The organism is Streptomyces sp. NPDC047841, assembly GCF_040704085.1.
Lineage (GTDB): Bacteria > Actinomycetota > Actinomycetes > Streptomycetales > Streptomycetaceae > Streptomyces > Streptomyces argyrophylli.
Genome location: NZ_JBEYRP010000008.1, coordinates 52,112 through 75,315, shown reverse-complemented (window position 1 = coordinate 75,315; position 23,204 = coordinate 52,112). Strand labels below are relative to the sequence as shown.

Here is a 23,204-nt window from a genome sequence, read left to right as displayed (position 1 = left end):
TCCCGGCCCGTACGGTGCCTCCTCATGACCGTCCTCGTGCGCCCCCTGCGCCCCGACGTCCCCGCGGACGCCGAGGGCTTCGCCCGCGTCCGCCGCCTCGCCCTGCCGTACATCCTGTTCACGCCGGACTCGGTCAGGCACACGGTGGCCCACACGCACCCGGACGCCCGCTTCCGGCCGCTCGTCGCGGAGGAGGACGGCGAGATCATCGGCACGGCACAGGTGCACCTGATCCCCGAGAGCCCCGACCCGGGCCAGGGCGCCCTCAACGTCTACGTCCGCCCGGACCGGACCCGCCGCGGTGCCGGCCGGCTGCTGGTCCGGGCCGCCGAGGAGTACCTGGCGCGGGTGGGGGCGACCAGGCTGTTCGCCTGGGCCCTGGACGAGCCGGCCAACCAGGCCTTCGCCGAGCGGCGCGGCTACCGGCGGGGCCGCTGCGCGCACTTCCTCCGCCTGGACCTGGCGCACGGCACGCTGCCGCCGCTCCCGGAGGCGCCGCCCGGCGTCGAACTGCGCACGGCCGCCGGCTTCGCGGACGACCCCCGGCCGCTGTTCGACCTGGACGCGGAGACGGTGCTCGACGAACCGGGCGACGTGGACTACGAGTTCACGGACTACGACGCCTGGCTCGCGCAGAGCTGGAACCACCCGCTGCTGGACCGGGAACTGACCACGGCCGCCTGTGTCGACGGCCGTCCGGTCGCCTTCACCGTGGCCTACACCGACGGCGACGGCCGCTACTCCACGGCGATGACCGGCACCGCCCGCGCCCACCGCGGCCGCGGTCTGGCCAAGCTCGCCAAGGTCCACTCTCTGCACCGGGCCCGCGCCGCCGGTGTCACCGAGGCCTTCACGGGCAACGACACCGGCAACGCTCCCATGATCGCGGTCAACAAGTGGCTCGGGTACCAGGTCTGCGCCACGGAGGTGCGCTATGTCCGCGAACTCGGCTGAGCCGGCCCGGCTGGAAGTCGTCCTGGTCAAGGCGGGCCGTACGAAGATCCGTTACCCGGCGGAACTGCTCGGGGACGACGGCGACCGGATCGCCGTGCGCGCGCCCTGGGCGGGCTCGGGGGTGCGGGACTTCGGGTTCGTGCGGTTCGAGCCCGGTGACGTGTTCACCGAGTACTACTGGCGTGACCGGTGGTACTCGGTGAAGGAGGTCCGCGCGGCGGACGGCTCGGTCAAGGGCTGGTACTGCGACATCACGCGTCCCGCGGTCCGCTCCGGCACGGAGCTGACCGTGGAGGATCTCGACCTGGATCTGTGGCGCTCCGCGGACGGGCGGGACGTACGGCGCCTGGACGAGGACGAGTTCGCCGCGAGCGGTCTCGCGGAGGCGGACCCGCGGGCCGCGGCCGCCGCGGTGGCGGCCCTCGACGCGCTTCAGGAGCTGGCGGTCCGCCCGGGCGGTTTCGCGGAACTGCTGGCCTGACCGCCGGCCCGGCTGCCCGTGGTCACACGGTGGCCACCACGGCGTACCGCTCGTCGTCCACGTCCTTGCCCCACAGCAGGGAGTCGCCGGACAGCGGCTCCACGCGCACGTCCCGGCTCAGCGGCTCCAGCAGGGCGGTGAGCCGGGCGGCCGGCACCCCGACCGGGCTGAGGGTCCCCCACACGCCCTCGACCAGCACGAACCGGCCCGCGGGGCGCAGCAGCTCCCGCCAGTGCCGCAGCGCCCCGGCCGGGTCGGGCAGCGCCCACAGCACATGCCGTACGAGGACCACGTCGAAGCGCCGCTCCCCCACCGGCGGGGCCGCGGCGTCCCCGCACAGGATCGTCGCGGGGCGCCCGGCGAGCTTGGCCCGGGCCCGCTCGGCCATCGCCGGGGACCGGTCGACACCGGTCACCCGGTGCCCCTGTTCGGCGGCGAGGAGTGACAGGCTGCCGGTGCCGCAGCCGAGGTCGAGGACGTCCGCGGGGTGCCCGGGGAGCCAGCTGCGCATCCGGTCCGCCCAGGCCGCGCGCACCTCGGGATCGCGCAGGCCGTGGTCGGGTTCGTCGTCGAAGGCGGCGGCCTGCGCATCCCAGTCCGCTTCCGGGGCAGCCGCACCCCTGTGCGCGTTCTCGCTCGTCATGCCCAGAGGGTGACACAGGCCACTGACAGCGCGGACGTGACAGCCGCCACTGACAAACCGGCACCGATGAGGAACTCTCGCCGAAAGCGTCTACCTCCGTGACAACACGGAACCCGGTAGGCACTGAAGGAGGCAGCCATGCGCCGTACGACCGTGCAGAAGCCCCTGAAGAGGACGGACAGCCGCCGGATCCGCGACGAGGCGGAGCAGCGCCCGGCGGGGCGCCCCGAGGTGCGCAAGGACATCGCCCGCACCTGGTGGCCCGACGGCTGACACGGCGCCGCGCGCCTCTGCCTGAGCGCAGTCTGAGCGCTTCCTTAAGCGGACCATAAAGATTTCCCCCGCCCGCTCCCCGCAGATGATTCCAGGGTTCCCCGGGGTTAGTTTCGGATCATCCCACGGGATCCGGGCCCGCCCCGCCACCGTTCGGAGGAGTTCCGCACGCTCGTACGCCGTGTGTCCGTCGGTCAGCGCCGGTGAGGGTTGCGGGGTCTGTCCGGCGGCTCAGGCCGGACAGACCCGGCGCACCTCAGCTGAGGGCGGACGCGCAGGTGGTGGCGGTGGCGTGCGCCGGGTCGAGCGCGTTGGCCACCTCGTGGAAGGCGATCCGGTCGAACAGGCCGATCGCGAGGTGCTCGGAGAGGTCGAGCGGGCACAGGTCCTGGAGCAGGACGTTGCGGACGCCGGACCCGCTCAGGTACTGGGTGCGCCAGGGGGTGACCACCTCGTCGTACCGGCTGGCGATGACCGTGTAGCGCACTCCGGGAACGGTGTCGCCGCCCGCGTTGAGCCTGGTGAGGAAGGCGGAGCCGGTGATCTGGTCGGCGAGGCCGGGGGTGGTGGCCTTGAGCAGGTCCTCGGCGCCGGGGAAGTACGGCAGCAGGTGGGTGAGGCCGTCCAGGTCGGTGCCGTGGTTGTCGGGGGCGATGCCGACGAGGGCGTTCACCTTGGCGGCTCCGCCGAGGAACTTCAGGTAGTAGCGGGGCATCATCCCGCCCTGGGAGTGGCCGACCAGGTCGGCCTTGGCGGCTCCGGTCGCGGCGAGCACCTCGTCGACGAAGGCGGCCAGTTGCCCGGCCGACGCGTCGATGGGGCCGAGGCCGTGGAAGAGGGGGACGCCGGGCAGTTGGCCGTAGTCGAGGGAGTAGACGCAGTATCCGCGGCTCTGCAGATAGGGGGCGAGGCCGAGCCAGTTGTCGACCGAGTTGCCCAGGGTGCCGTGGACGAGGACGACGGGGCGGGGATGGGCGGCGGAGGGCCGGCAGGTGTAGTCGTTCCAGCCGGAGTGGGGGGCGTCGGAGGCGCTGGCGGCGGCGGCCGGCACGGCGGCGACGGCGGCGGTGAGGAGCAGGGCGGCGAGGGGTCTGAGCACGCGTTTCCAGGGCAGCATCGTGTGATCTCCTTGCGGCTCACGGGAGGTGCACGGCCTAACCCTGTGATCCGGATCACGGGAAGCTGTTCACTCGTCAAGTTACGGGCGAGTAGTGCACGTGTGAAGTTACGCGTCAGTAAAAACTTGCGGTGCTAACCGGGGATCCGCCGGGACGCCGGCGCGGCGTCACCAGGCCGGACGGATCGGCCCCCGGGGCGCGGTCCGCGCCAACTCGTCCCGCAGCGCGCGCACATGCCCCTCACCCAGCAGCTCGCCCCCTCCCCCGACCACCTCCGCGGCCGCCCGGGTGCAGGCCCAGCCCCGCTCGGCCAGCACGACGGTGGAGGCACGACTGGCCGACGGCACTCGCCTCACGCCGCCGTGGGCCGGCTGAGGGCGCACGCCAGGGCCAGCGTCCCCGGCACCACCGCCCGCGGCCCGAACTTCGCCCGTACCCGGTCCGCCACCTCCTCGACGCGGCGGACCTTCTCGTCCACGGGGTCGAAGGTGAGCTGGTGGGAGGCCTGGCCGGCGGAGGTCAGGCCCTCGGCGCGCAGGGCGAGCGCGCGGACCCGGGCGCGTTGCAGGCCGAGCGCCTCGTACATGCCGTAGGCCGCCCTGGTCAGGTCCGCGGAGTGCGCGGTCGGCTCCCGCAGGGTGCGGCTGCGGGTGGTCGAGGAGCGGTCGGCGTAGCGCACGGTGAGGGTCAGGGTGCGGCAGACCTTCTCCACCGCGCGCAGCCGGGAGCCGATCTCCTCGGCGGCCGACAGCAGCGCCCGGCGGTGCCGGCCGGGGTCCAACTCGTCGATACCGAAGGCCCGTTCCGTCACCAGCGACCGCGAGACGGCGTTCGGGACGACCCGGCCGCGGTCGATGCCGCTCGCCTTCTCCCGCAGCTCCCGGCCCGCCTTGGCGCCGATCAGCCGCTGGAGCGTGGACAGCGGCGCGGCGGCGACCCGGCCCAGGGTGTCCAGGCCGTACTCGTCCAGGGTGCGGGCGGTCGCCGCGCCGACGCTGGGCAGCGCGGCGACGGGCTTGTCGGCGAGGAACTCGGCGACCGCGTCCTCGGGCACCGCGCGGGTCACCCCGGGCCGGGCGTGGCGCAGTGCCACGCGGGCCAGCATCGGGCCCGGCCCGGCGCCGATCGCGCAGTCGACGCCGTACCGCGCGAGGGCCCGCACCCGGATCACCGAGGCCAGCTCCACCGCGCCGCGCCCGAAGTACCGCTCGGCGCCGCGCAGATCGGCCAGCGCCCCGTCCGGCGGCAGCGCCTCCACGACCGGCGTGAACTCCTCCAGCAGCCCGAGCAGTTCCGGCAGGGCGGCCTCGTGCGCCGGCGGCAGCTGGAAACGTACGCAGAGGATGGTCATCCCGCACTCCCCGGGCTCTGGTGCCACAGCTTCCTTACCGACGCCGGCCCTTGCGCGGCGTCCTGGCCCGCGGGCCGCAGATCGGCCCAGGGGTGCATCTCGTACCCCGTGGGCATGCGGATCGTCCGGTCCGCCATCCGGTCACGGGCCGCGGAGCCGGCCGGCGCGGGCAGCCCCTCGGAACCGGCGAGCCGGGCCCGCAGCGGACCGCCGTCGCCCCCGTCCGGCGAGCCGTCCGCGCCGGACGGTCCGGCCAGCCGGGCCGCGACCCCGTCGAGTCCCTCCTCCTGGCGCACCTCCACCAGTTCGGCGAGGTTCCAGGCGGCGGAGCCCACCACGCTCAGGCTGCGCGGACCGCGCCGCTGCACCACTCCGCGCACCAGCAGCAGCCAGGAGTGGAAGACGGTGTGGGCGCAGGCGTCGTGCGAGTCGTCGAAGAAGGCCAGGTCCACCAGTCCCGTCCCGTCGTCCAGGGTGGAGAAGATGACCCGCTTGCCGGAGCGGATCGGCGGGGTCTGGGTGGCCGCCTTGGCGCCCGCGACCAGCACGGTCTCGCCGTGCCGGGCCTCGCGCAGCCGGCGCGCGGAGACCACGCCCAGCTCCTGGAGGAACTCCCGGTGGTCGTCCATCAGATTGCGCGAGGCGTCCATGGACAGCACGCCCAGTTCGGCGCTGAGCCGCTCCGCCGAGGTCAGGTCGGGCAGCCCGGCCGGCGCGGTCTTGCGTCCGCCGGCCAGAGGGAGCTGGCCACCGCCGCCGCTCCGGGCGCCACGGTGCAGCTCGGTCAGGTGCAGTTGCAGATCGCGCCGGTTGGCGCCGAAGGCGTCCAGCGCGCCCACCTGCGCGAGCCGCCCGGCGAGCGGCCGGCTGGGCCGGGCCCGCTCCCAGAAGTCCACCAGCGAGGAGTACGGCTGCCCGTCCGCGATCCGTTCCGCCTCGGCCTCGCTGATGCCGTGGACGTCACGGAGCGCGAGCCGCAGCCCCCACACCGCCGGTGATTCAGACACCAGTTCGATCCTGTGTGCGACCCCGGAGACGTTCACGTCCAGCGGCAGGATCGGCACCCCACGCCGCCGCGCGTCGGCCAGCAGCAGCCGCTTCGGGTACATCCCGGGGTCGTGCGTGAGCAGCCCGGCGTAGAAGGCGGCGGGGTGATGGGCCTTCAGCCACGCCGACTGGTAGGTGGGTACGGCGAAGGCGACGGCGTGCGCCTTGCAGAAGCCGTAGGAGCCGAACGCCTCCACGATCTCCCAGGTCCGCCCGATCGTCTCCGCGTCGTACCCCTTGGCCGCCGCCCGCTGGGCGAACCACACCCTGATCCGCCCCTGCGACTCGGGATCGGACAGCCCGCGCCGCACCCGGTCGGCCTCGCCGCGCCCGCAGCCGGTCATGATGGAGACGATGTCGATGATCTGCTCGTGGAAGACGACGACCCCGTACGTCCCCTTCAGCGGCTCCTCCAGGTCCGGGTGCGGGTAGCGCACCGGCGCCCGCCCGTGCCGCGCCTCGATGAACGGCCGCACCATGTCGGCGGCGACCGGGCCGGGCCGGAACAGCGAGATGTCGACGACCAGGTCGTGGAAGCCGGCGGGCTGGAGCCGCCCCACCAGGTCCCGCTGCCCCGGCGACTCGATCTGGAAGCACCCGAGGGTCTCGGCGGACCGGATCAGCCGGTACGTCTCCGGGTCCCCCGGCTCCACCGCGTCCAGGTCGATCCGCTCCCCGCTCGCCCGCTCCACCTCGGCGACCGCGTGCGCCATCGCCGACTGCATCCGCACGCCCAGCACGTCCAGCTTGAGCAGCCCGAGGTCCTCCACGTCCTCCTTGTCGAACTGCGACATGGGCAGGCCCTCACCGCTGGTCGGCACCACGGGCGTACGGGCGAGCAGGGAGGCGTCCGACAGCAGCACCCCGCACGGGTGCATGGCGGTCCCGCGCGGCAGGGCGTCGAGCGCTTCGACCAGCTCCCACAGCCTGCCGTACTTCTCCCCTTCCCGCTGGAGCTCCCCCGCCAGCCGCTTCAGCTCGGGCAGTTCCTCCAGCGCCGCGCGGGCGTCGCGCGCCCGGATGTGCGGGAAGGACTTGGCGATCCGGTCGATCTCGGCCGGGTCCATGGACAGCGCGGCGCCCACGTCCCGGATCGCGTGCCGGACCCGGTAGGTCTCCGGCATGGAGACGGTGGCGACCCGCTCGGTGCCGAACCGGCCGATGATCGCCCGGTAGACCTCCAGCCGGCGCGCGGACTCCACGTCGATGTCGATGTCCGGCAGCACCACCCGCTCCTTGGACAGGAAGCGTTCCATCAGCAGCCCGTGCTCGACCGGGTCGGCGTGCGCGATGCCGAGCAGGTGGTTGACGAGCGACCCGGCCCCGGAGCCGCGGGCGGCCACCCGGATCCCCCTCTCCCGGACGTCGTCGACCACCTGGGCCACCGTCAGGAAGTAGGAGGCGAAGCCGTGGTGGGCGATGATGTCCAGCTCCTGGTGCATCCGCTCCCAGTACGCGCGCCGCCCGCCGTACCCGAGCCGCAGCATCCCCTCCGCCGCCCGCGAGGCGAGCGCGCGCTGCGCGGTGCGCCGGCCGGCGCCGACGAGGTGCGCCTCGGGGAAGTGGACGGTGCCGATGCCGAGGTCGTCCTCGGGGTCCACGCGGCACTCGGCGGCCGTCGCCAGGGTCTGTTCCAGCAGCCGGTGGGCGGTCTCCCGCCGGAATCCGGCGGCCTCCACGACCCGCTCGGCGACGCCCAGCATGGTCTGCGCGTCCTTCAGCCACGCCTCCCCGGAGTCCAGCTCCCCCCGGGGGTCGACCGGCACCAGCCGCCGCGCGGCGTCCAGCACGTCGGCGACCGGCCCCGTCCCGGGATCGGCGTACCGGACGGCGTTGCTGAGCACCGGCCGCACCCCCTGCTCGGCGGCGAACCCGACGGTGCGGGCCGCCAGCCGCAGGGAACCGGCCCCCGTGCCGGTACGGCCGTGCCAGACGGCCTCCAGGCGCAGCGCGTCGCCGTGGATCTCGCGCCACGCCGCGAGCAGTTCGGCCGCCCGGTCGGACCGCCCGGCGGCGAGCGCGCGTCCCACGTCCGAACCCGGCCCGAGCAGCACCACCAGACCGTCGCCGTGCTGGCCGGCCCAGGGCAGCAACGGAGAGCCCCCGCCCTCGTGCGCCGCCGTGACGAGCCGGCACAGGCCGGCCCACCCGCGGGCGCCGTCCCGGGCGAGGAAGGTCACGCGGGGGGCCGACTCGTCCACGAAGGCGCCTCCGCGCACCGGCGTCCGCCGCCGGTCACGGCGTACGGACTCCGCCGTCGCCACGGCCAGGTCCACTCCGAACAGCGGACGGACGCCCGCGCCGGCGCAGGCCTTGGCGAAGCGCACCGCCCCGGCGAGGGTGTCGCGGTCGGTCAGGGCGAGGGTGTCCATCCCCCGCTCGGAGGCACGCTCGGCCAGCCGCTCCGGGTGGGACGCCCCGTACCGCAGGGAGAACCCGGAGACGGTGCGCAGATGCGCGAAGCCCGGCACGCACACCTCCCGCACTCGTGAGCCCCGAACGGCTCTCGAACATCAGTTCCCAGTTTCCCCACTCCCACCATACCCCCATTCCCGAACATGTGTACGACACTCGTTCGAGCGTCCCTCACCTGCGCAAACGCATCAGGAAGCCCCCGCGCGCCGTGTGCGCGCGGGGGCTTCCCGGTGTCGTCCGTCAGCGGAGGAGGGCCGTCAGAAGACGTGCACCCCGTAGGCGCTCAGCGCCTCGGTGACCGGCTGGAAGAAGGTCGTACCGCCGGAGGTGCAGTCACCGCTGCCGCCCGAGGTCAGACCGTAGGCCGTGGTGCCGCCGTACAGCGGGCCGCCGGAGTCGCCGGGCTCCGCGCAGACGGTGGTCTGGATCAGGCCGGAGACGATGTCGCCGCCGCCGTAGTTGACCGTGGCGTTGAGCGCGGTGACGCGGCCGCTGTGCGTGCCGGTCGTGGACCCGCGGCGGTAGACGGTCGTGCCCACGGAGGGCGTGGCCGCGCTGGTGATGTCCTGGCTGCCCACGGCACCGGACTTGGCCACCGAGCTGTTGGTGTACCGCACGATGCCGTAGTCGTTGCCGGGGAAGCTGGAGCCGGCCGTGGTGCCGAGCGTGGTGCTGTGGGAGGAGTTCGACCACCAGGTGCCCGCGCCGTCGGTGCAGTGCCCGGCGGTCAGGAAGTAGTAGTTGCCGCTGGAGTCCTGCACGTTGAAGCCCAGCGAGCAGCGCCAGCTGCTCGCGTAGATGGCGTCGCCGCCGGAGATCAGCTTGTTGAACGTGCCCGGTGTGTGCTTGACGACCAGGGCGTCGGCGTTGGCGCCGGCCTGCTTCTTGATCTTGGCGATCTCGGCCTGGGACACCGTGCTGTCGACGGTGACGACGACGCGGCCGGTCTTGCTGTCCACCGCCCAGGCGGTGCCGGGGATGTCGGCCTGGCGGACGGAGTCGCTCGCCTTGGTGAGCTGGGTGGCGCTGAAGGTGTGGACGTCGCTGGCGTTCGCGGTGGGGGCGGCGAACGCGGCGGCGGCCAGGAAGCCGGTGGCCACGGCGGTCAGCCGGACCCGTCTCGCCGTACCGCCACGGGGAGTGGTGCGCTTGATCCTCACTTGTCGTTCCCTCCAAGGGAAGTCGGGGGCCCGCGTGGGGTCGGGGCCCGTGAGGCGCAGCCAGGGGCTCGACCGGATTCGAATATGCATGCCCCTGACAAGCGCTGAGGGGGAGTATTCGGCCGAACGGCCGGTCGGCACAAGGGTGCCTTTCGGCCGTCGGCCCCCTCCCCCGCGTCCGGCCGGGGCCGGCTACGCCGACCGGGACCGGCTCACGTGGCGCTCCCCCGCCTCGACCGCCACGTCCAGCGTGTTGCCGGGGGGCGGGAAGGGGCAGATGAAGTGGTCGGCGAAGGCGCACGGCGGGAGCTGGGCGCGGTTGAGGTCGACGGTCGTGCGCCCCTCGGCGTCCGGGGCCGGCGCGAACAGGAAGCGGAACCGGAAGCTCGTGTCGCCGCTGGTGGCGTCGGCGAACACCGCCCACAGCAGTCCGTCCCCCTGCCGCGCGACCTTCAGCGTCCGCTCCTGTCCGGCCAGGGTGAAGGTGAGCTCCCCGGCGAGGTCGAAGCCGCGCTCGCGGCCGTCCGCGTTGCCGAGCCGGACGGTCCGCGTGCCCTCGTAGGGCGTGAACCGCCCCGGCACCGACCAGCGGGGGTCGTAGGGCCCGGCCTCGATGCCCCGGAAGGCCTGCCGGGCGGCGGAGCCGGGGTCGTACACCCGCACTCCCCAGACGCCCTCGCGCACCAGCACGACCAGCCGCTTCTCGCCGAGCGCGACCCGTGCCCGCGCCTCCGGGCCGCGGTCGGCGGTCAGCCTGACCTCGCCCGCGAAGGGCCGGCCGTCCACGGTCAGGCCGTCGGTCCCGGCGGCGGTGAGCACCACCCCGCCCTCGTCCGCCACCCAGTTCCCGGGAATGTCCGGAATTCGACCATCCGGATAGTCCTCGATCCAGTGCGTCGCGGTCAGCGCGAGCGGCCCGTAGGGCGCCGACACCCGCTCGACGCGCTGCTCGTGCCACTGCTTCCAGGCGTCGGACGCGTCCGTCGTCATGCCGTCGGTTCCTTTCATCGATGATCAGCGTTCCCCTGCCGAAGGCACCGGCGAGGAAGGCCCGGGAGGCGTCCCCGGGAGGCTCTTGTGCGCCGGCCTGATGTCGGCCATGACGCTCATCGCGCGAGTTCCTTCACGAGTGAGCCGCTGAGGAAGGCCAGCACCGCCCGGGCGGTCGCGTCGTTCTGCCGGAACGCGGGCCCGCCGGTGCGGGGGCGGGTGAAGGCGCCGGGGGCGCGGGTGTCGGTGTACGGGCCGAGCGCGAAGCGCCGGGGGTGCGGGCGCCCGGCGCGGTCGAGGACGCGGCCGTCGCCGGGGTCGACCCGGAGCAGCCCGTCGGGGGTCTCGGCCGCGCCGTCGGCGTGCAGTTCGCGCAGCAGGCTGTCGCGGGCGCGCCGGACGGTGGGCGCGGGCAGCCGGGCCTCCACCAGCGCCCGGGCCTCGACGGAGAAGCCCGGCACGGTGGGGCTGGCGGCCCGGAACACCCCGTCCCCGGCGGTGACGGTCATGCCGGCCCCGACGAACCGGAGCAGTCCGGCCCGGGACAGCGCGAGCATCTGCCGCAGCCGGGGTCCGGGCGGCCCGGACGCCAGGTAGCTGAAGAACCCGTGCCACCAGGACCCGATGTCCCCGAGCCGCACCAGCTGCCCGTAGACGGAGAGCAGCCCGAGGAACACCCCGAGGTCCGGGCTGTGGGCGGGATCGTGGCGGCGGCGCAGGTCGTCCTCGATGTAGCCCCGCAGCCCTTCCTGGAAGTCCTCGGGCGAGGCGTACCGCACACCCTCCAGGGGGTGGTCGAGCGCGGTGAGGTCGAGCCGGTCGGCCGGATCCGGTACGGCGGCGGCGACGAGCGCCCGGGTCTCGGCGGGGTCGCCGGCCGCCGCGTACTTCTCCTCGAAGTCGGCCCAGGCCATCGCCGTACGCCCGGGGTGGGCGGTGAACAGCCGGTGGTAGTGGGCGAAGCCCAGCTCCTTCTCGACCAGGGGCCACACATCGCGCCGGAAGTCGAAGCCTTCGGGCCGGGCCAGCAGCTTCGCCACCTCGGCGGGGCCGAGGAAGCGGGGCAGCGGGGGCCGGTCGCCGGTCCAGTCGTAGCCGATCTTCGAGTGGTACGGCACTCCGCGCCGCGAGCCGACGTACAGCACCGGCTCCCGCCCCGAGGGGCGGTACGTCTCCCCCTCGTACCGTCCGCCGCGTCCCTCGGTGAGCAGCACCATCAGGTCGACGAAGGCCAGCCCGAAGCCGCGGACGAGGACGGGTTCCCCGGGCGCCAGCGCGGTCAGGTCGCTGTCGGCGGTGAAGTCGGGCGGCAGGTGCACCAGGCCGTGCTCACGGGCGTAGGCGGACAGCTCTTCCTGCTCGGCGTCGGGTTCGCCGTCCAGGTGGCCCAGGGTGAGGATCACCAGGTCGGCCGGGAGCGGGTGCGGGCTGCCCTCCAGCCACACCCGCTGGCGGCCCTCGCGGGGGCCGTCGACCCGGACCGCGCGGTGGGGGTGGTGGTGGACGGTGACGTTCGGGGGCAGGTCGGCGACGGCCCGTTCGTACACCCAGCGCAGATAGCGGCCCTGGGTGCGGCGGTCGGGGAAGGTGCGGCCGTCCAGCCGGGCCCACTCGTGCAGGGTGGGGCCCTCGCGCACCGGGCCGGCCATGGCCACCGTGTCGTCGGTGAACATGGTGACGTCCTCGGCCTGCGAGTTCATCCACAGCAGCGGTGACTGCGCCTGCCGCCATATGCGCCCGCCGCCGGGCGGATGGGGGTCGACCAGGTGGATGTCGAGGCCCGGACCGGCGTACAGCTCGGGCCCGTTGGCGGCGAGGCGTTCGAGGAGGCCGGTCCCCCGCGGCCCGGCTCCGACGATGACCAGTTGCTGCCTCATCGGGCGTTCTCCGTGCCGCGCGCGTAGTGCTTCTCGACGAACGTCTGGGCGATGCCCAGCAGGGTGGTGACGAGGGCGTACCAGAGGGTGGCGACCATCAGCAGCGGGATCACCTGATAGGTGCGGTGGTAGATCAACTGGGCGGAGAACAGCAGGTCGTTGACGGCGATGACGCTGACGATCGAGGTGCCCTTGAGGGTGCCGATCAGCATGTTGCCGGCGGGCGGCACGATCGCGCGCATCGCCTGCGGCAGCACGATCCGCCACCAGCGCCGCCACCGGCTCAGACCGAGCGCCTGGGCGGCCTCGATCTGCCCGCGGTCGACCGAGAGGATGCCGCCGCGCACGACCTCGGCGGCGTAGGCGGCCTCGTGCAGGGTGAGGCCGATGATCGCGACGGCGACCGGGCTGAGCAGGTCGACCGTCCGCACGCCGAACACCCGCGGGTACAGCGCGCCGATGTTGAACCACAGCAGCAGCTGCACCAGGATCGGGATGGACCGGAACAGCCACACGTACCCCCAGCTGACCGCCCGCAGCACGGGGTTGGCGGAGAGCCGGAACGCGGCGAGCAGGGTGCCGAGGGCGAAGCCCAGGACCATCACGACCGCGGTCAGCCACAGCGTGAGCCACAGCCCGCGCAGGACGGAGTCGGAGGTGAAGTAGTCGCCGACCACCTCCCATTGGAACGCCTTGTTGCGCGCGACGGAGTCGACGGCGAACCCGAGCAGCGCGAGGACGACGACGGCCGCCGCCCACTGGCCGTACCGGCGGTGCGGGACGATCCGCGGCACGTCCGCGGGCCCGGGCGGGTTCGGGGCGGTGGGGATCTTGGCGAGGGTGTCCGATGACATGAAGGCTCCGTGACGCGCGTCGCCGAGGACGCGCTGAGTCGTCAGAACGGGTGGTGCCTTCACACGGGGCGCGCCGCCGCACGGCGCGGACACGGCCGAGCCCCTCAGCAGGGCCGTACACCGAGAGTACGGGGGCGTTTCCGTACGCTGTCAAGGTTGTCCGCACTGTGAGCAGTACGTCTCAGCTCGGTTGACGCGGAACCGGATGCCTGTTCCACTTGGCCCATGCATCCGCAGCAGTGGCTGGTCACCCGCTCCCACATCGACTTCGGTCGCGTGTGGTCCTCTTCCTGTTGAGCTGACCCCCTGCTCCCGCCCGTCCGCCGGGCGGGCCCGCTCGCGTTCTCCCGCCGGTTCCCGGCCTGTTCTCCGCCTTCACACGCGCACCCCTCCCCTCGCGTTCCGCACCCCTCCCGCCTCAGGAGACCGCTACCCGATGCGCACGCCCGCTTACCGCCATTTCATGTCTTTTGTCGCCATCACCTCGGCCGCGCTGCTCCTCACCGCCTGCGGCTCCGGTGATCCGGACGGCACGGACGCCTCCGGGGTGGCGGCCAAGTCCGACGAGGTGCCCACCACGGACGTCGTCTCCGCCGTGCGGAAGGACGACGCCGCGGCGAAGCTGCTGCCCGCCGGCACCACGGGCCTCACCGTCGCGGTCAGCGTCGGCGGCACCCCGCCCGGCACCACGTACCTCGCCGACGGCACGACCCTGACCGGTCAGGACGTCGACTTCACCAAGGCGGTCGCCCGGGTGCTCGGCATCAGGCTGAAGATCGAGCAGGCGAGCTTCGAGGCGATCCTGCCCGCCCTGGACAGCGGCAAGTACGACTTCGGCGCGAGCAACTTCGGCGTCACGGACGAGCGCCGCAAGACCATCGACTTCGTCACCTACGTCAACGACGGCCAGGGCTTCGCCACCCGGAAGGACAGCAAGCTCGCGAAGATCACCGATCTCAAGCAGCTGTGCGGCCTGAACGTCGCGACCGGCGCCGGCACGACGTTCGAGGCCACGCTGGAGGCCGGCAAGCACGTGTGCTCCGACGCGGGCAAGAAGGCGTACCGGGTGCAGACGTACGCCGAGCCGAGCGCGATCTGGTCCTCGCTCCAGCAGGGCCGCAGCGACATCGTGATGTCCACGATCAACGGCCTGCGGTACGCCGTGGCGCATCAGCAGGGCCTGAAGTTCCTCAACGAGTACCACCGCCTGGACGTCGGTTTCGCCTTCAAGAAGGGCACGAAACTGGCGCCGGCGTTCCAGGCGGCGGTGAACAGGCTGCTGTCCGACGGCAGCTACGACAGGATCCTCAAGAAGTGGGGCACGACGGGTTCCGCGATCAAGGAGTCCCGTATCAGCCCGCCGGAGCTGAAGGACTGACGCGTTCCCCTGCCGGGCGTCAGACGAGGAGGTCCTTGTAGTAGAAGCTGGCCTTCTTGTCGGTCTGGGTCTTGGACTCCTCGGAGCCGAAGCCGAGGTGCAGGCGGGCGGCGGTGGGGGTGCTGGTGTCGGGGATCTGGACGGCCAGTCCTTCGGGCTCGCGGTAGTAGAGGCTTTCGCCGGCCTTGCTGAGGCGGCGTTCGTAGACGGTGCCGGTGTTCCAGTCGATGGAGGTGACGTAGGTGTTGCTGTCGCTGGTGCGGTGTCCGTCGGTCGCGTCGTAGGTGTAGGCGGTGCCGTCGATGGTGTAGAGGTACTGGCCCATGCTGGTGTAGCCCTGGAAGGTGGGGCCGGTGAGTACGGCGGGCTGGGTGATGGTGGCCAGCGGGGTGAAGGTGCCGGCCTTGAAGGTGGCCAGGTCGTACAGGCTGTACTTCCAGGTGCCGTCGAGGCGGTGGCGGTGGGCGATGCGGTTGGTGACGGGGTCGATGGCGACGGTGTTGTGGTCGGAGCCGGGGACGGGGGTGTAGCGGGTGACCTGTGCGGAGTCGGGCTGCAGGACGGTGCCGTTGGCGAACTTGAAGCGGGCGATCTTCGTGCCGTAGCCGTTGTTCTCGCTGTCGGGTACGGAGTCGCACTCGGTCCACAGGTAGGCGCTGTTGCCGGAGGGTTCGACTCCGATGGAGACGCCGTGTCCGAAGCCCTTGAGGTACATGCGGCCGATGATGTAGCCCTGCCAGTCCAGGCGGGTGATGCACAGGTCGCCGTTCTTGGCCCGGTCGGTGCCGCTGGAGGCCTGTGTCTCGCCGGGCAGGATGCGGCCGCCCTGGACCAACTGGGCGGTGTAGAGGTGCTTGTTGGTGTTGTCGAACGCGAACGACTGCAGGATCCGGGTCTCGTTGAGCGGGATCTCGCGGAACCATTCGTCGGATGCGTCGGTGAGGTCGAAGCGCTTGGAGGTGCTGACCGCCGCGGAGGCGGTGCCGGCCTGGTCGAGGGCGACGGCTCCGACGACGGCCGCCGCCGTCAACCCGCCTGCGCCGCGCAGTATCTGGCGCCGGGTCGGACCGCTGGACGGCTCGCGCTTCATGTGATCTCCGGGACGTTGCGTCGGCCCGCGACCGGGGCCTTGATGTGTGCACGATGTGTGCGACGCAGGATTGAACCATGCCGTCCGGACTCGCGCCAGCCTCGTCCGCCCAGCTCGGAGGCCTTGCCAGGGCCACGAGAGCAAACGTGATCGAGAACACAACTGTAAACGTGACGTGAAGGAATGGTTGTGGCTCATCGGTCCGTTTTGAGGGGCTGTTCGCTGGCGCCGAGCCCTGCTTAACGTGCAGCGTTGGCCTGGCCTCATGCGGCTTTCACTTCATCGACAGCCCGATGCCACGCGGCCTTTGCTTTGCACACGTGCCGGGACGGTGTCCCGGCCTTCTTCGGGTTGGGGATGGTCCGTGCGACGCGCGCACAGACAAGCAAGAGGCGCCTCCTGGGCGTTGGCCATGGCGCTGGCGGCATCGTTGCTCGCCGCGCCCGCGGCCCAGGCCGCGGGTACGGCCAAGGCCACCGCGGCCGGGCGCAAGCAGCCGGTCGACGTGCCCGCGCGGGCGGCCGGGGGTGTGCCGCGTGACGGCGCGGAGCCGACCCAGACCAAGCCGGTCCGGCCGGTGTGGCCCAAGGCGGCGCACGCCCGTCTCGCCCTGTCGGGTCTGAAGCCGGGCAAGACCCTGCCGGTGGCACCGCCAGGCGACGCCCCGGACACGGCCGCCGTGCAGGTGGGACCGGCTCCCGCGGCGGCCGCGGCCAGGCAGCGGTCGGCCATCGCGGTGCCCGCCCCCACGGACGTGGACGTCAAGGTCCTGGACCGGACCGGGCTGAAGCGGACGAACGGCATCGGCATGGGCGTCCAGCTCACCCGGCGCGACGGCCGCGGCACGCCCGGCCCGGTGAACGTCACCTTCGACTACTCCAAGTTCAGGTACGCCTACGGCGGCGACTTCGCCGCCCGGCTGCGCCTGGTCGCCCTGCCCGCCTGCGCGCTGACGACACCGGAGGCGAAGGGCTGCTCGACGGCCGGCCCGCGGCCCGTGCCGGTCCACAACGACCTGGCCAAGGGCACCATCACCGCGACCGTCCAGGCCGACGGCGACCCCAAACCGACCATCTCCGTCATCCAGCCGGACCGGACCGCGAAGTCCGCGCTCTCGTCCTCGGCACTGAGCGCCGCCACGGCCTCGGGCGCGACGGTGTACGCGCTGGCGTCGACGTCGTCCTCCGACGCCGGTGACTACCGGGCGTCCTCGCTGAAGCCGTCCGGTTCCTGGAACGTCTCGACCGGTTCGGGCGCCTTCTCGTACAGCCTGCCCTTCGACGTGCCCAAGCCGCCCGCAGGCCAGGCGCCCTCGCTCGCGCTGTCGTACAACTCGCAGTCGGTGGACGCCCTCACCTCCGCGCAGAACACCCAGGCCAACTGGACCGGCCTCGGCTGGGACCTGAGCGGCATCGGTTTCATCGAGCGCCGCTACCGGGGCTGCCAGGACGACGGCACGGGCACCGGCTGGGTCGGCGACCTGTGCTGGGACTCGCCCAACTCGGCCAAGGAGCCGGACGGGGCCGTCTACGTCATCAACTTCAACGGCGTCAGCTCCACCTTGGTCCAGGACGACGACGGCACCGGTTCCTACCATGTGCAGGACGACCCGGGCTGGCGTGTGCAGCACCTGACGGGTGGTCACGGGTCGGACGACGAGTACTGGGTGATCTCGACCCAGGACGGCATGCGCTACTACTTCGGCTGGGGCCGCTCCGAGCGCACCAACGCCGCGACGGACTCGGTGCTGACCGTGCCCGTCTTCGGCAACAACCCGGGTGAGCCCGGCTACAACGGCGGTGTCGGCGTCACCACGCAGGCCTACCGCTGGGGCTTGGACCGGGTCGTGGACGCCGACGAGGTGGAGACCGCCTACTTCTACGACAAGGAGCAGAACCACTACCGTTCGGTGCTGCTCGCCGACCAGGCGCGCGTGTACGACTCCGCCGCCTACCCGGTGCGTGTCGAGTACGGCTGGGCCTCCCAGATTCCGGGCGCGCAACTGCCCGCGAAGGTGGACCTGCGCTATGTGGGGCGCTGTGTGGAGCGGATGGCGGACAAGGATCCGCTGGCCAGCGAGCCGGCGGACTGTCCCGGCATCTCCGATCATCCGGATTCCTATCCGGACGTGCCGACGGACCTGATGTGCGACGGCACGAGTGCCGACGACGGCTGCAAGACGATCAAGGGTGAGACGTACTCGCCCACGTTCTTCGCCACGAAGATGCTGTGGGACGTCAAGACCTACGTGCGGGACAACGACAGCTCCGCGTGGGACCCGGCGATGCAGTACCAGATGAAGTACGGGCTGCCCAACCCCGAAGGCACCATCGACAACACCCTGTGGCTGGACTACATCCAGCGCAAGGGCTACGGCGACGGCACCGACATCACCCTGCCCACCATCAACATCAACGGTGAGTGGCGGGACAACCAGCTCGGCAGCGGCGTGCTGAACTTCCGCCGGGTCACCCAGATCCACCAGGACCTCGGCTCGTTCGTCAACGTCACCTACCGCGACTACGACGCGCAGGACGCCTGCGACATCAACAACCCGCCCAGCGAGTCGAACAACACCCAGGCCTGCTTCAAGCAGCGCTGGGTGCCCGAGGGCGCCACGGACGAGAAGACGGGCTGGTTCAAGAAGTACGTCGTCGCCAAGGTCAGTGTCGACCCCGGCCCCGGCTCGGGCTCGGGCAACGACGGCGACCCGGTGATGACCACCACCTACGACTACGTCGGCAAGCCCGCGTGGGCGTTCCCCAACGACCCGCTGACCAAGGACAAGGACGAGTCCTGGACCGACTGGCGCGGCTACCAGCAGGTCGAGGTCCACACCGGCACCAAGTCCAACGCGGCCTCCACCTACTACTGGCTGTACCGCGGCATGGACGGCGACCGCACCTCCAAGACCGACCCCTCCGCCACCCGCAGCGTGACCGTGGACGACGGTGACAGCGGCCGCCCGGCGGTGACCGACTCCCCCTGGCTCAGCGGCAAGGTGCTGGAGTCGAGCAACCGCGACGGTTCCGGCCAGTCCCACAAGCGGGTCTGGCACACCTACTGGGTGCACGACACCGCGCAGTACGACGGCCTGCCCGACGCCCGCTTCGTCCGCGACTCCCAGACCACCACGGACGAGCTGACCTCCAGCGGCTGGCGCGAGCACACCGTCAAGAACGAGTACGACGACACCGAGCCGGCCAGCACCAAGTACGGCCTGCCGATGCGCACCAACGACTGGGGCCTGTCGGACACGGACGACAACCGGTGCACCACGTTCGGCCGCGCCTACAACACCGACTACTTCCCCGGCTCGCAGGTCCAGCGCTGGATGGTGCTGCCCGACGAGACCCGGCACTACGCCGCCGACTGCGCGGCCAGGTCCTCGGCCAACCAGGACGCCTACGCCGTCACCCTGTACGACGACGCGACCTCGGTGGACACCGACAAGCCCACCGACGGGCACCCCACCACCGTGCGCGCCTACACGGACGCCACGCACTACCGCACGACGACCGCCAAGTTCGACCAGGCCGGCCGGCAGACCTCCACGACCGACGGCAAGCAGAACACCACCACGACGACGTACCAGCCGAACACCTCGTGGCCGGTCGACGGCGTCAAGGTGACCACGCCCGACCCCGACGGCAGCGACGGCCCGGCCACACCGCAGACCACCACCACCTGGTACTCGCGCCTGTGGGGGGTGCCCTACCGCATCCAGGACCCGAACAACCAGACCACGCGTATCGTCCTGGACTCCGTGGGCCGCGTCTCGAAGGTGTTCAAGCCCTCGCAGATCTCCGCCTACCCCGACGGCACGCCCTCGATCGCCTATCGCTACGACCTCACGACCTCGGACAACAGCGAGGGCGTCCCGGACCTGGTCTCCACCGTCCCGCCCAAGGTCACCACGACCACGCTTCAGTCGGCCGGGAAGGTCCTGACCAGCTACGACTACCTGGACGGCCTCGGCCGTGCCCGTGAGACCCAGGTCCCGGCGGCCACCGGCACCGGACGCACCGTGATCTCGACCCGGTACGACACCTCGGGCAACGTCACCGGCACCAGCGCGGCGTTCTACAACTCCGGCACCGCCGGCTCGGGCATGGTCCTGCCCACCGTGGACACGCTGCCGTCCTACACCGACCTCGTCGTCGACTACGCCGGCCGCACCACCGAGTCCCGGATCATGGCGAACGGCGATCCGCAGACCCAGGGCCAGACGATCACCAACTACCACGGTGACTACACCACCACGATGCCTCCCACCGGAGAGCGCACCAACACCTACACCGACGTGTTCGGGCAGGTGAGCAAGGTCGTCGAGTTCGGTCCGTCCACGTACACGACGTACTACGAGTACAACCGCAGCGGCCAGCTCTCCAAGATCACCGACACCAAAGGGAACCTCACCACCTACACCTACAACTGGCTCGGCGAACGCACCGGCGGCAAGGACCCCGACGCGGACCTCAACGGCACGGGTGCCATCACCTACGACGACAACGGCAACGTCGAGACGGTCAAGGACGCGGGCGGCACGGTCCTGACCTACACCTACGACCACCTCGGCCGTCCGCTGACCGTGCAGAACGGCACCAAGGTGCTGACCCGCACCACCTACGACACGGCCACCGGCGGCATCGGCAAGCCGGCCACCTCGACGTCGTACGCGGGCGGTTACGCCTACACCGACAAGGTCAACACCTACGACGCCGACGGCAACGCCACCGAGACACAGACGACCGTCCCGGCCGACGGAGCGGGCTTCGAGAACACCTACGTCACGAAGTCCGGCTACAACGTGCTGGGCCAGCAGACCAGCGTCACCTACCCGGCCGTCGGCGACCTGCCGCAGGAGACCGTCACCACGCAGTACGACGGCTTCGGCAACCCGGAGAAGGTCACCAGCGACCTGAACAACACGGTCTACGTCGACTCCACCGGCTTCGACAGCGTGGGCCGGCTGAGCGACCGCACCTACGGCACCACGGCCACGACCGGCACCACGGCCCGCCGCTCGTACACCTATGACGACGCCGACGGCACCGGCTGGCTGAAGAACGTCACCACCACGAGCAGCACGAAGGGCACCGTCCAGAACGACGACTACCTCTACGACAACGCCGGCCAGACCACCGACCTGGCCGACAGGACCACCGGACAGCACCAGTGCTACACGTATGACGAGCTGAACCGCCTCAGCCGTGCCTGGACCACCGGGGCGAGCACCGGCTGCGCCGGTCCCTTCTCCCCCGACCTGGCCACCGGCAAGGACCCCTACCAGCTCGACTACACCTACGACGGCATCGGCAACCTCCAGAAGGTCACCAACACCACCGCCACCGGCGCCCAGGTCAACGACTACGTCTACCCCGGCTACTCCGCCGACCAGTCGGCCTACACCGCAGGCGCCGCCCACCCGCACGCCGTGACCTCGGTGAAGACCCCGACGGGCACCGACCTCTACGACTACGACGACGACGGCCAGCTGAAGAGCCGCACCGTCGGCGGGAAGCAGACCACCCTCGTCTGGAACGAGCTGCACCAGGTGACGTCCGCCTCCGGCGCCGCCACCACCGGCTACGTCTACGCCGCCTCCGGTGACCTGCTGGAGCGGAAGTCCACCGACGAGACCGTCCTGTACCTCACGGGCCAGGAGGTCCACAAGGCACCCGGCGCCACCGCGAAGGCCACCCGCTACTACAGCGACGGCACGACGACCGTGGCGATGCGCACCGCGGTGGACAAGACCAGCAGCAAGCTCAGCTGGATCATGTCCGACACCCAGGCGTCGACCCAGCTGACCATCGACGCGGGCACGGGCACCGCGCAGCGCCGGCGCTACCTGCCCTTCGGCGCCCAGAACGGCGGCACCGCCCTGCCGTCCGGCTCGGACCGGGGCTTCCTCGGCAAGACCGAGGACGACGCGACGGGGCTGTCGATCCTGGGCGCCCGCATGTACGACCCGAAACTGGGCCGGTTCCTCAGTCCCGACCCGCTGAACTCGCCGTACGACCCGCAGTACCTCAACGCCTACTCGTACTCCCTCAACAACCCCGTCACCTACAGCGACCCCGACGGGCTGAGGCCCATCACGGATTGTGAATACGGTTGCGGCAGCGGCGACGACAGCTACCGGGACTGGATGTCCCCGAACGGTGACGGCACCTGGTCGTACCACTACGAGTACTCCCACTACGTCTACAACGGACAGGGGGAGCTGCACAGCGTCGTCAAGACGGGCAGCGACCTGCCCCCGCTCGGCAAGAAGATCGTGTTCAAGCCCCTGGACATCAGCGTCCAGGTGACGGTCATCAAGGCGCTCGCCTCGACCTTCCTGCCCGACCCCAAGGCGTGGAAGGACTGCCTGTCGGGTTCGGGCGTCTCCAGCTGCCTCATCGCCGGCACGGACCTGCCCTGGGGCAAGGCGATGAAGCTGGTGCCCGACTCCGTGCTGAAGAAGGGCGCCAAGGCCGCCGAGGAGTGGGTCGCCAAACTCACCAAGGGGTGCAACTGCTTCCTCGCCGGCACGGACGTCCTGATGGGCGACGGCAAGACGACCAAGGACATCGAGGACGTCAAGGTCGGCGACAGGGTCCTCACCACCGATCCGCAGACCGGCAAGACGACCGCGCAACGGGTGACCCGCCGCATCGTCACCGACACCGACAAGCACTTCAACGAGCTGTCCGTCGCGACCGAGGACGGCATCGAGAAACTGACGGCGACCCACGAACACCCCTTCTGGTCCCCGTCACAACACGACTGGGTCCAGGCCGGCGACCTGAAGCCGGGCATGACCCTGCGCACCGACGACGGCCACACGGTCGTCATCACCGCCAACCGCCCGTTCACGACGCACGCCCGCACGTACAACCTCACGGTCGAGAACGTCCACACGTACTATGTGCTGGCGGGCTCCACTCCGGTTCTTGTTCACAACTCCTCGTGCTGGACGGGGACAGCGACCAAGGGCCCGATGCAGAACGCCCTGGGGCACTGGAAGAAGCACAAGGGTGACTATCCCCATCTCCAGAACGCCAAGCAGTACGTGGAGGAAGCCCAGCGATTCATGAGAAGCCAGGACCCCTGGATCCAGACCAAAGTCCGGGCGAATGGCGACATCGTCCGGTACAACCGAGTCACCGAGGATTTCGGCATCATGACACCCGATGGAAGCATTCGGACGTACTACAAGCCGGATCCGCGGGTTCACGGCTATGCGACGAATCAGGACTACTTCGATGCGCAGTAGCCGGACGGGAACCTCCTGCTTCGTGTGCGGCCTGGTCCAGGCTGCGCCTCCGTGGGGAGACGACGGCGATTCCCCCACCTTCGAGATCTGCGCGTGCTGCGGTGCGGAGTTCGGCTATGAGGACGCCACCGACGCCGGCGTCTTCAGGGCTCGCGCTCGATGGGCTGCGCGCGGTTACACCTGGTCGGACCCCCGGGCGAAGCCAGCGGGGTGGGATCCGGAAAGTCAGCTCGCAAGAGCGCTGAGAGAGCCCTGAGAAGGGAATAGGCGTCAAATGACTGAGGCCCCGCCGGAGCAATTCCGGCGGGG

The 23,204-nt window shown here is 71.4% G+C and carries 15 protein-coding genes; 5 read left to right on the top strand and 10 right to left on the bottom strand.

Annotation, left to right across the window (positions count from 1 at the left end; all coding sequences use genetic code 11):
- The first annotated feature begins 24 nt into the window (after nt 1-24).
- Both AB0947_RS14475 and AB0947_RS14470 read left to right on the top strand, forming a co-directional pair.
- Complete coding sequence (locus AB0947_RS14475) at nt 25-954, top strand: GNAT family N-acetyltransferase (RefSeq protein WP_366750672.1); 930 nt, start codon at nt 25-27, stop codon at nt 952-954.
- Nucleotides 935-1,435: a DUF402 domain-containing protein gene (locus AB0947_RS14470; RefSeq protein WP_366750671.1), complete on the top strand. Its 501-nt coding sequence runs from the start codon at nt 935-937 to the stop codon at nt 1,433-1,435. Before AB0947_RS14475 ends, AB0947_RS14470 begins: the two co-directional genes overlap by 20 nt.
- Nucleotides 1,436-1,457: 22 nt before the next feature.
- Here AB0947_RS14470 and AB0947_RS14465 read toward each other — a convergent pair whose 3' ends face one another.
- Nucleotides 1,458-2,078, bottom strand: a complete 621-nt coding sequence (locus AB0947_RS14465; protein ID WP_366750670.1) for a class I SAM-dependent methyltransferase — start codon at nt 2,076-2,078, stop codon at nt 1,458-1,460.
- A 138-nt stretch (nt 2,079-2,216) separates the two neighbouring features.
- Here AB0947_RS14465 and AB0947_RS14460 point away from each other — a divergent pair, with 138 nt between their 5' ends.
- Nucleotides 2,217-2,351: a hypothetical protein gene (locus AB0947_RS14460; RefSeq protein WP_366750669.1), complete on the top strand. Its 135-nt coding sequence runs from the start codon at nt 2,217-2,219 to the stop codon at nt 2,349-2,351.
- 256 nt (nt 2,352-2,607) lie between these two features.
- Here AB0947_RS14460 and AB0947_RS14455 read toward each other — a convergent pair whose 3' ends face one another.
- From AB0947_RS14455 to AB0947_RS14420, 8 genes are all read right to left on the bottom strand, one after another.
- Nucleotides 2,608-3,468 (bottom strand): alpha/beta fold hydrolase, encoded by an 861-nt coding sequence (locus AB0947_RS14455; protein WP_366750668.1) that lies wholly within the window; start codon nt 3,466-3,468, stop codon nt 2,608-2,610.
- 168 nt (nt 3,469-3,636) lie between these two features.
- Entirely contained in the window at nt 3,637-3,816 is a 180-nt protein-coding gene (locus AB0947_RS14450) for a hypothetical protein (protein WP_366750667.1), read from the bottom strand.
- A gap of 5 nt (nt 3,817-3,821) precedes the next feature.
- Nucleotides 3,822-4,820: a hypothetical protein gene (locus tag AB0947_RS14445; RefSeq protein WP_366750666.1), complete on the bottom strand. Its 999-nt coding sequence runs from the start codon at nt 4,818-4,820 to the stop codon at nt 3,822-3,824.
- Nucleotides 4,817-8,338 (bottom strand): DNA polymerase III subunit alpha, encoded by a 3,522-nt coding sequence (locus AB0947_RS14440; protein WP_366750665.1) that lies wholly within the window; start codon nt 8,336-8,338, stop codon nt 4,817-4,819. Before AB0947_RS14440 ends, AB0947_RS14445 begins: the two co-directional genes overlap by 4 nt.
- A 201-nt stretch (nt 8,339-8,539) precedes the next feature.
- On the bottom strand, nt 8,540-9,442 hold the full coding sequence (locus AB0947_RS14435) for a S1 family peptidase (protein ID WP_366750664.1): 903 nt from the start codon (nt 9,440-9,442) through the stop codon (nt 8,540-8,542).
- 192 nt (nt 9,443-9,634) lie between these two features.
- Nucleotides 9,635-10,432, bottom strand: a complete 798-nt coding sequence (locus tag AB0947_RS14430; protein ID WP_366750663.1) for a DUF1684 domain-containing protein — start codon at nt 10,430-10,432, stop codon at nt 9,635-9,637.
- 116 nt (nt 10,433-10,548) lie between these two features.
- Entirely contained in the window at nt 10,549-12,309 is a 1,761-nt protein-coding gene (locus AB0947_RS14425) for an FAD/NAD(P)-binding protein (protein ID WP_366750662.1), read from the bottom strand.
- Nucleotides 12,306-13,163 carry an amino acid ABC transporter permease gene (locus tag AB0947_RS14420; RefSeq protein WP_366750661.1) on the bottom strand — a complete coding sequence of 286 codons (858 nt, stop codon included), beginning with the start codon at nt 13,161-13,163 and terminating at the stop codon, nt 12,306-12,308. Before AB0947_RS14420 ends, AB0947_RS14425 begins: the two co-directional genes overlap by 4 nt.
- A 463-nt stretch (nt 13,164-13,626) precedes the next feature.
- Here AB0947_RS14420 and AB0947_RS14415 point away from each other — a divergent pair, with 463 nt between their 5' ends.
- Nucleotides 13,627-14,541, top strand: a complete 915-nt coding sequence (locus tag AB0947_RS14415; RefSeq protein WP_366750660.1) for an ABC transporter substrate-binding protein — start codon at nt 13,627-13,629, stop codon at nt 14,539-14,541.
- A gap of 19 nt (nt 14,542-14,560) precedes the next feature.
- Here AB0947_RS14415 and AB0947_RS14410 read toward each other — a convergent pair whose 3' ends face one another.
- Nucleotides 14,561-15,631, bottom strand: coding sequence for a Tat pathway signal sequence domain protein (locus AB0947_RS14410; RefSeq protein WP_366750659.1), 1,071 nt, complete (start codon nt 15,629-15,631; stop codon nt 14,561-14,563).
- Nucleotides 15,632-16,043: 412 nt separating this feature from the next.
- Here AB0947_RS14410 and AB0947_RS14405 point away from each other — a divergent pair, with 412 nt between their 5' ends.
- Nucleotides 16,044-22,895, top strand: coding sequence for a polymorphic toxin-type HINT domain-containing protein (locus AB0947_RS14405; RefSeq protein WP_366750658.1), 6,852 nt, complete (start codon nt 16,044-16,046; stop codon nt 22,893-22,895).
- Nucleotides 22,896-23,204 lie beyond the last annotated feature (309 nt).

Bases quoted from the DNA above. Each gene is read 5' to 3' on its own strand.
- AB0947_RS14470 (WP_366750671.1), top strand. From the start codon at position 935: ATGTCCGCGAACTCGGCTGAGCCGGCCCGGCTGGAAGTCGTCCTGGTC.
- AB0947_RS14455 (WP_366750668.1), bottom strand. From the start codon at position 3,468: ATGCTGCCCTGGAAACGCGTGCTCAGACCCCTCGCCGCCCTGCTCCTC.
- AB0947_RS14465 (WP_366750670.1), bottom strand. From the start codon at position 2,078: ATGACGAGCGAGAACGCGCACAGGGGTGCGGCTGCCCCGGAAGCGGAC.
- AB0947_RS14475 (WP_366750672.1), top strand. From the start codon at position 25: ATGACCGTCCTCGTGCGCCCCCTGCGCCCCGACGTCCCCGCGGACGCC.
- AB0947_RS14445 (WP_366750666.1), bottom strand. From the start codon at position 4,820: ATGACCATCCTCTGCGTACGTTTCCAGCTGCCGCCGGCGCACGAGGCC.
- AB0947_RS14420 (WP_366750661.1), bottom strand. From the start codon at position 13,163: ATGTCATCGGACACCCTCGCCAAGATCCCCACCGCCCCGAACCCGCCC.
- AB0947_RS14460 (WP_366750669.1), top strand. From the start codon at position 2,217: ATGCGCCGTACGACCGTGCAGAAGCCCCTGAAGAGGACGGACAGCCGC.
- AB0947_RS14430 (WP_366750663.1), bottom strand. From the start codon at position 10,432: ATGACGACGGACGCGTCCGACGCCTGGAAGCAGTGGCACGAGCAGCGC.
- AB0947_RS14425 (WP_366750662.1), bottom strand. From the start codon at position 12,309: ATGAGGCAGCAACTGGTCATCGTCGGAGCCGGGCCGCGGGGGACCGGC.
- AB0947_RS14410 (WP_366750659.1), bottom strand. From the start codon at position 15,631: ATGAAGCGCGAGCCGTCCAGCGGTCCGACCCGGCGCCAGATACTGCGC.
- AB0947_RS14415 (WP_366750660.1), top strand. From the start codon at position 13,627: ATGTCTTTTGTCGCCATCACCTCGGCCGCGCTGCTCCTCACCGCCTGC.
- AB0947_RS14405 (WP_366750658.1), top strand. From the start codon at position 16,044: ATGGCGCTGGCGGCATCGTTGCTCGCCGCGCCCGCGGCCCAGGCCGCG.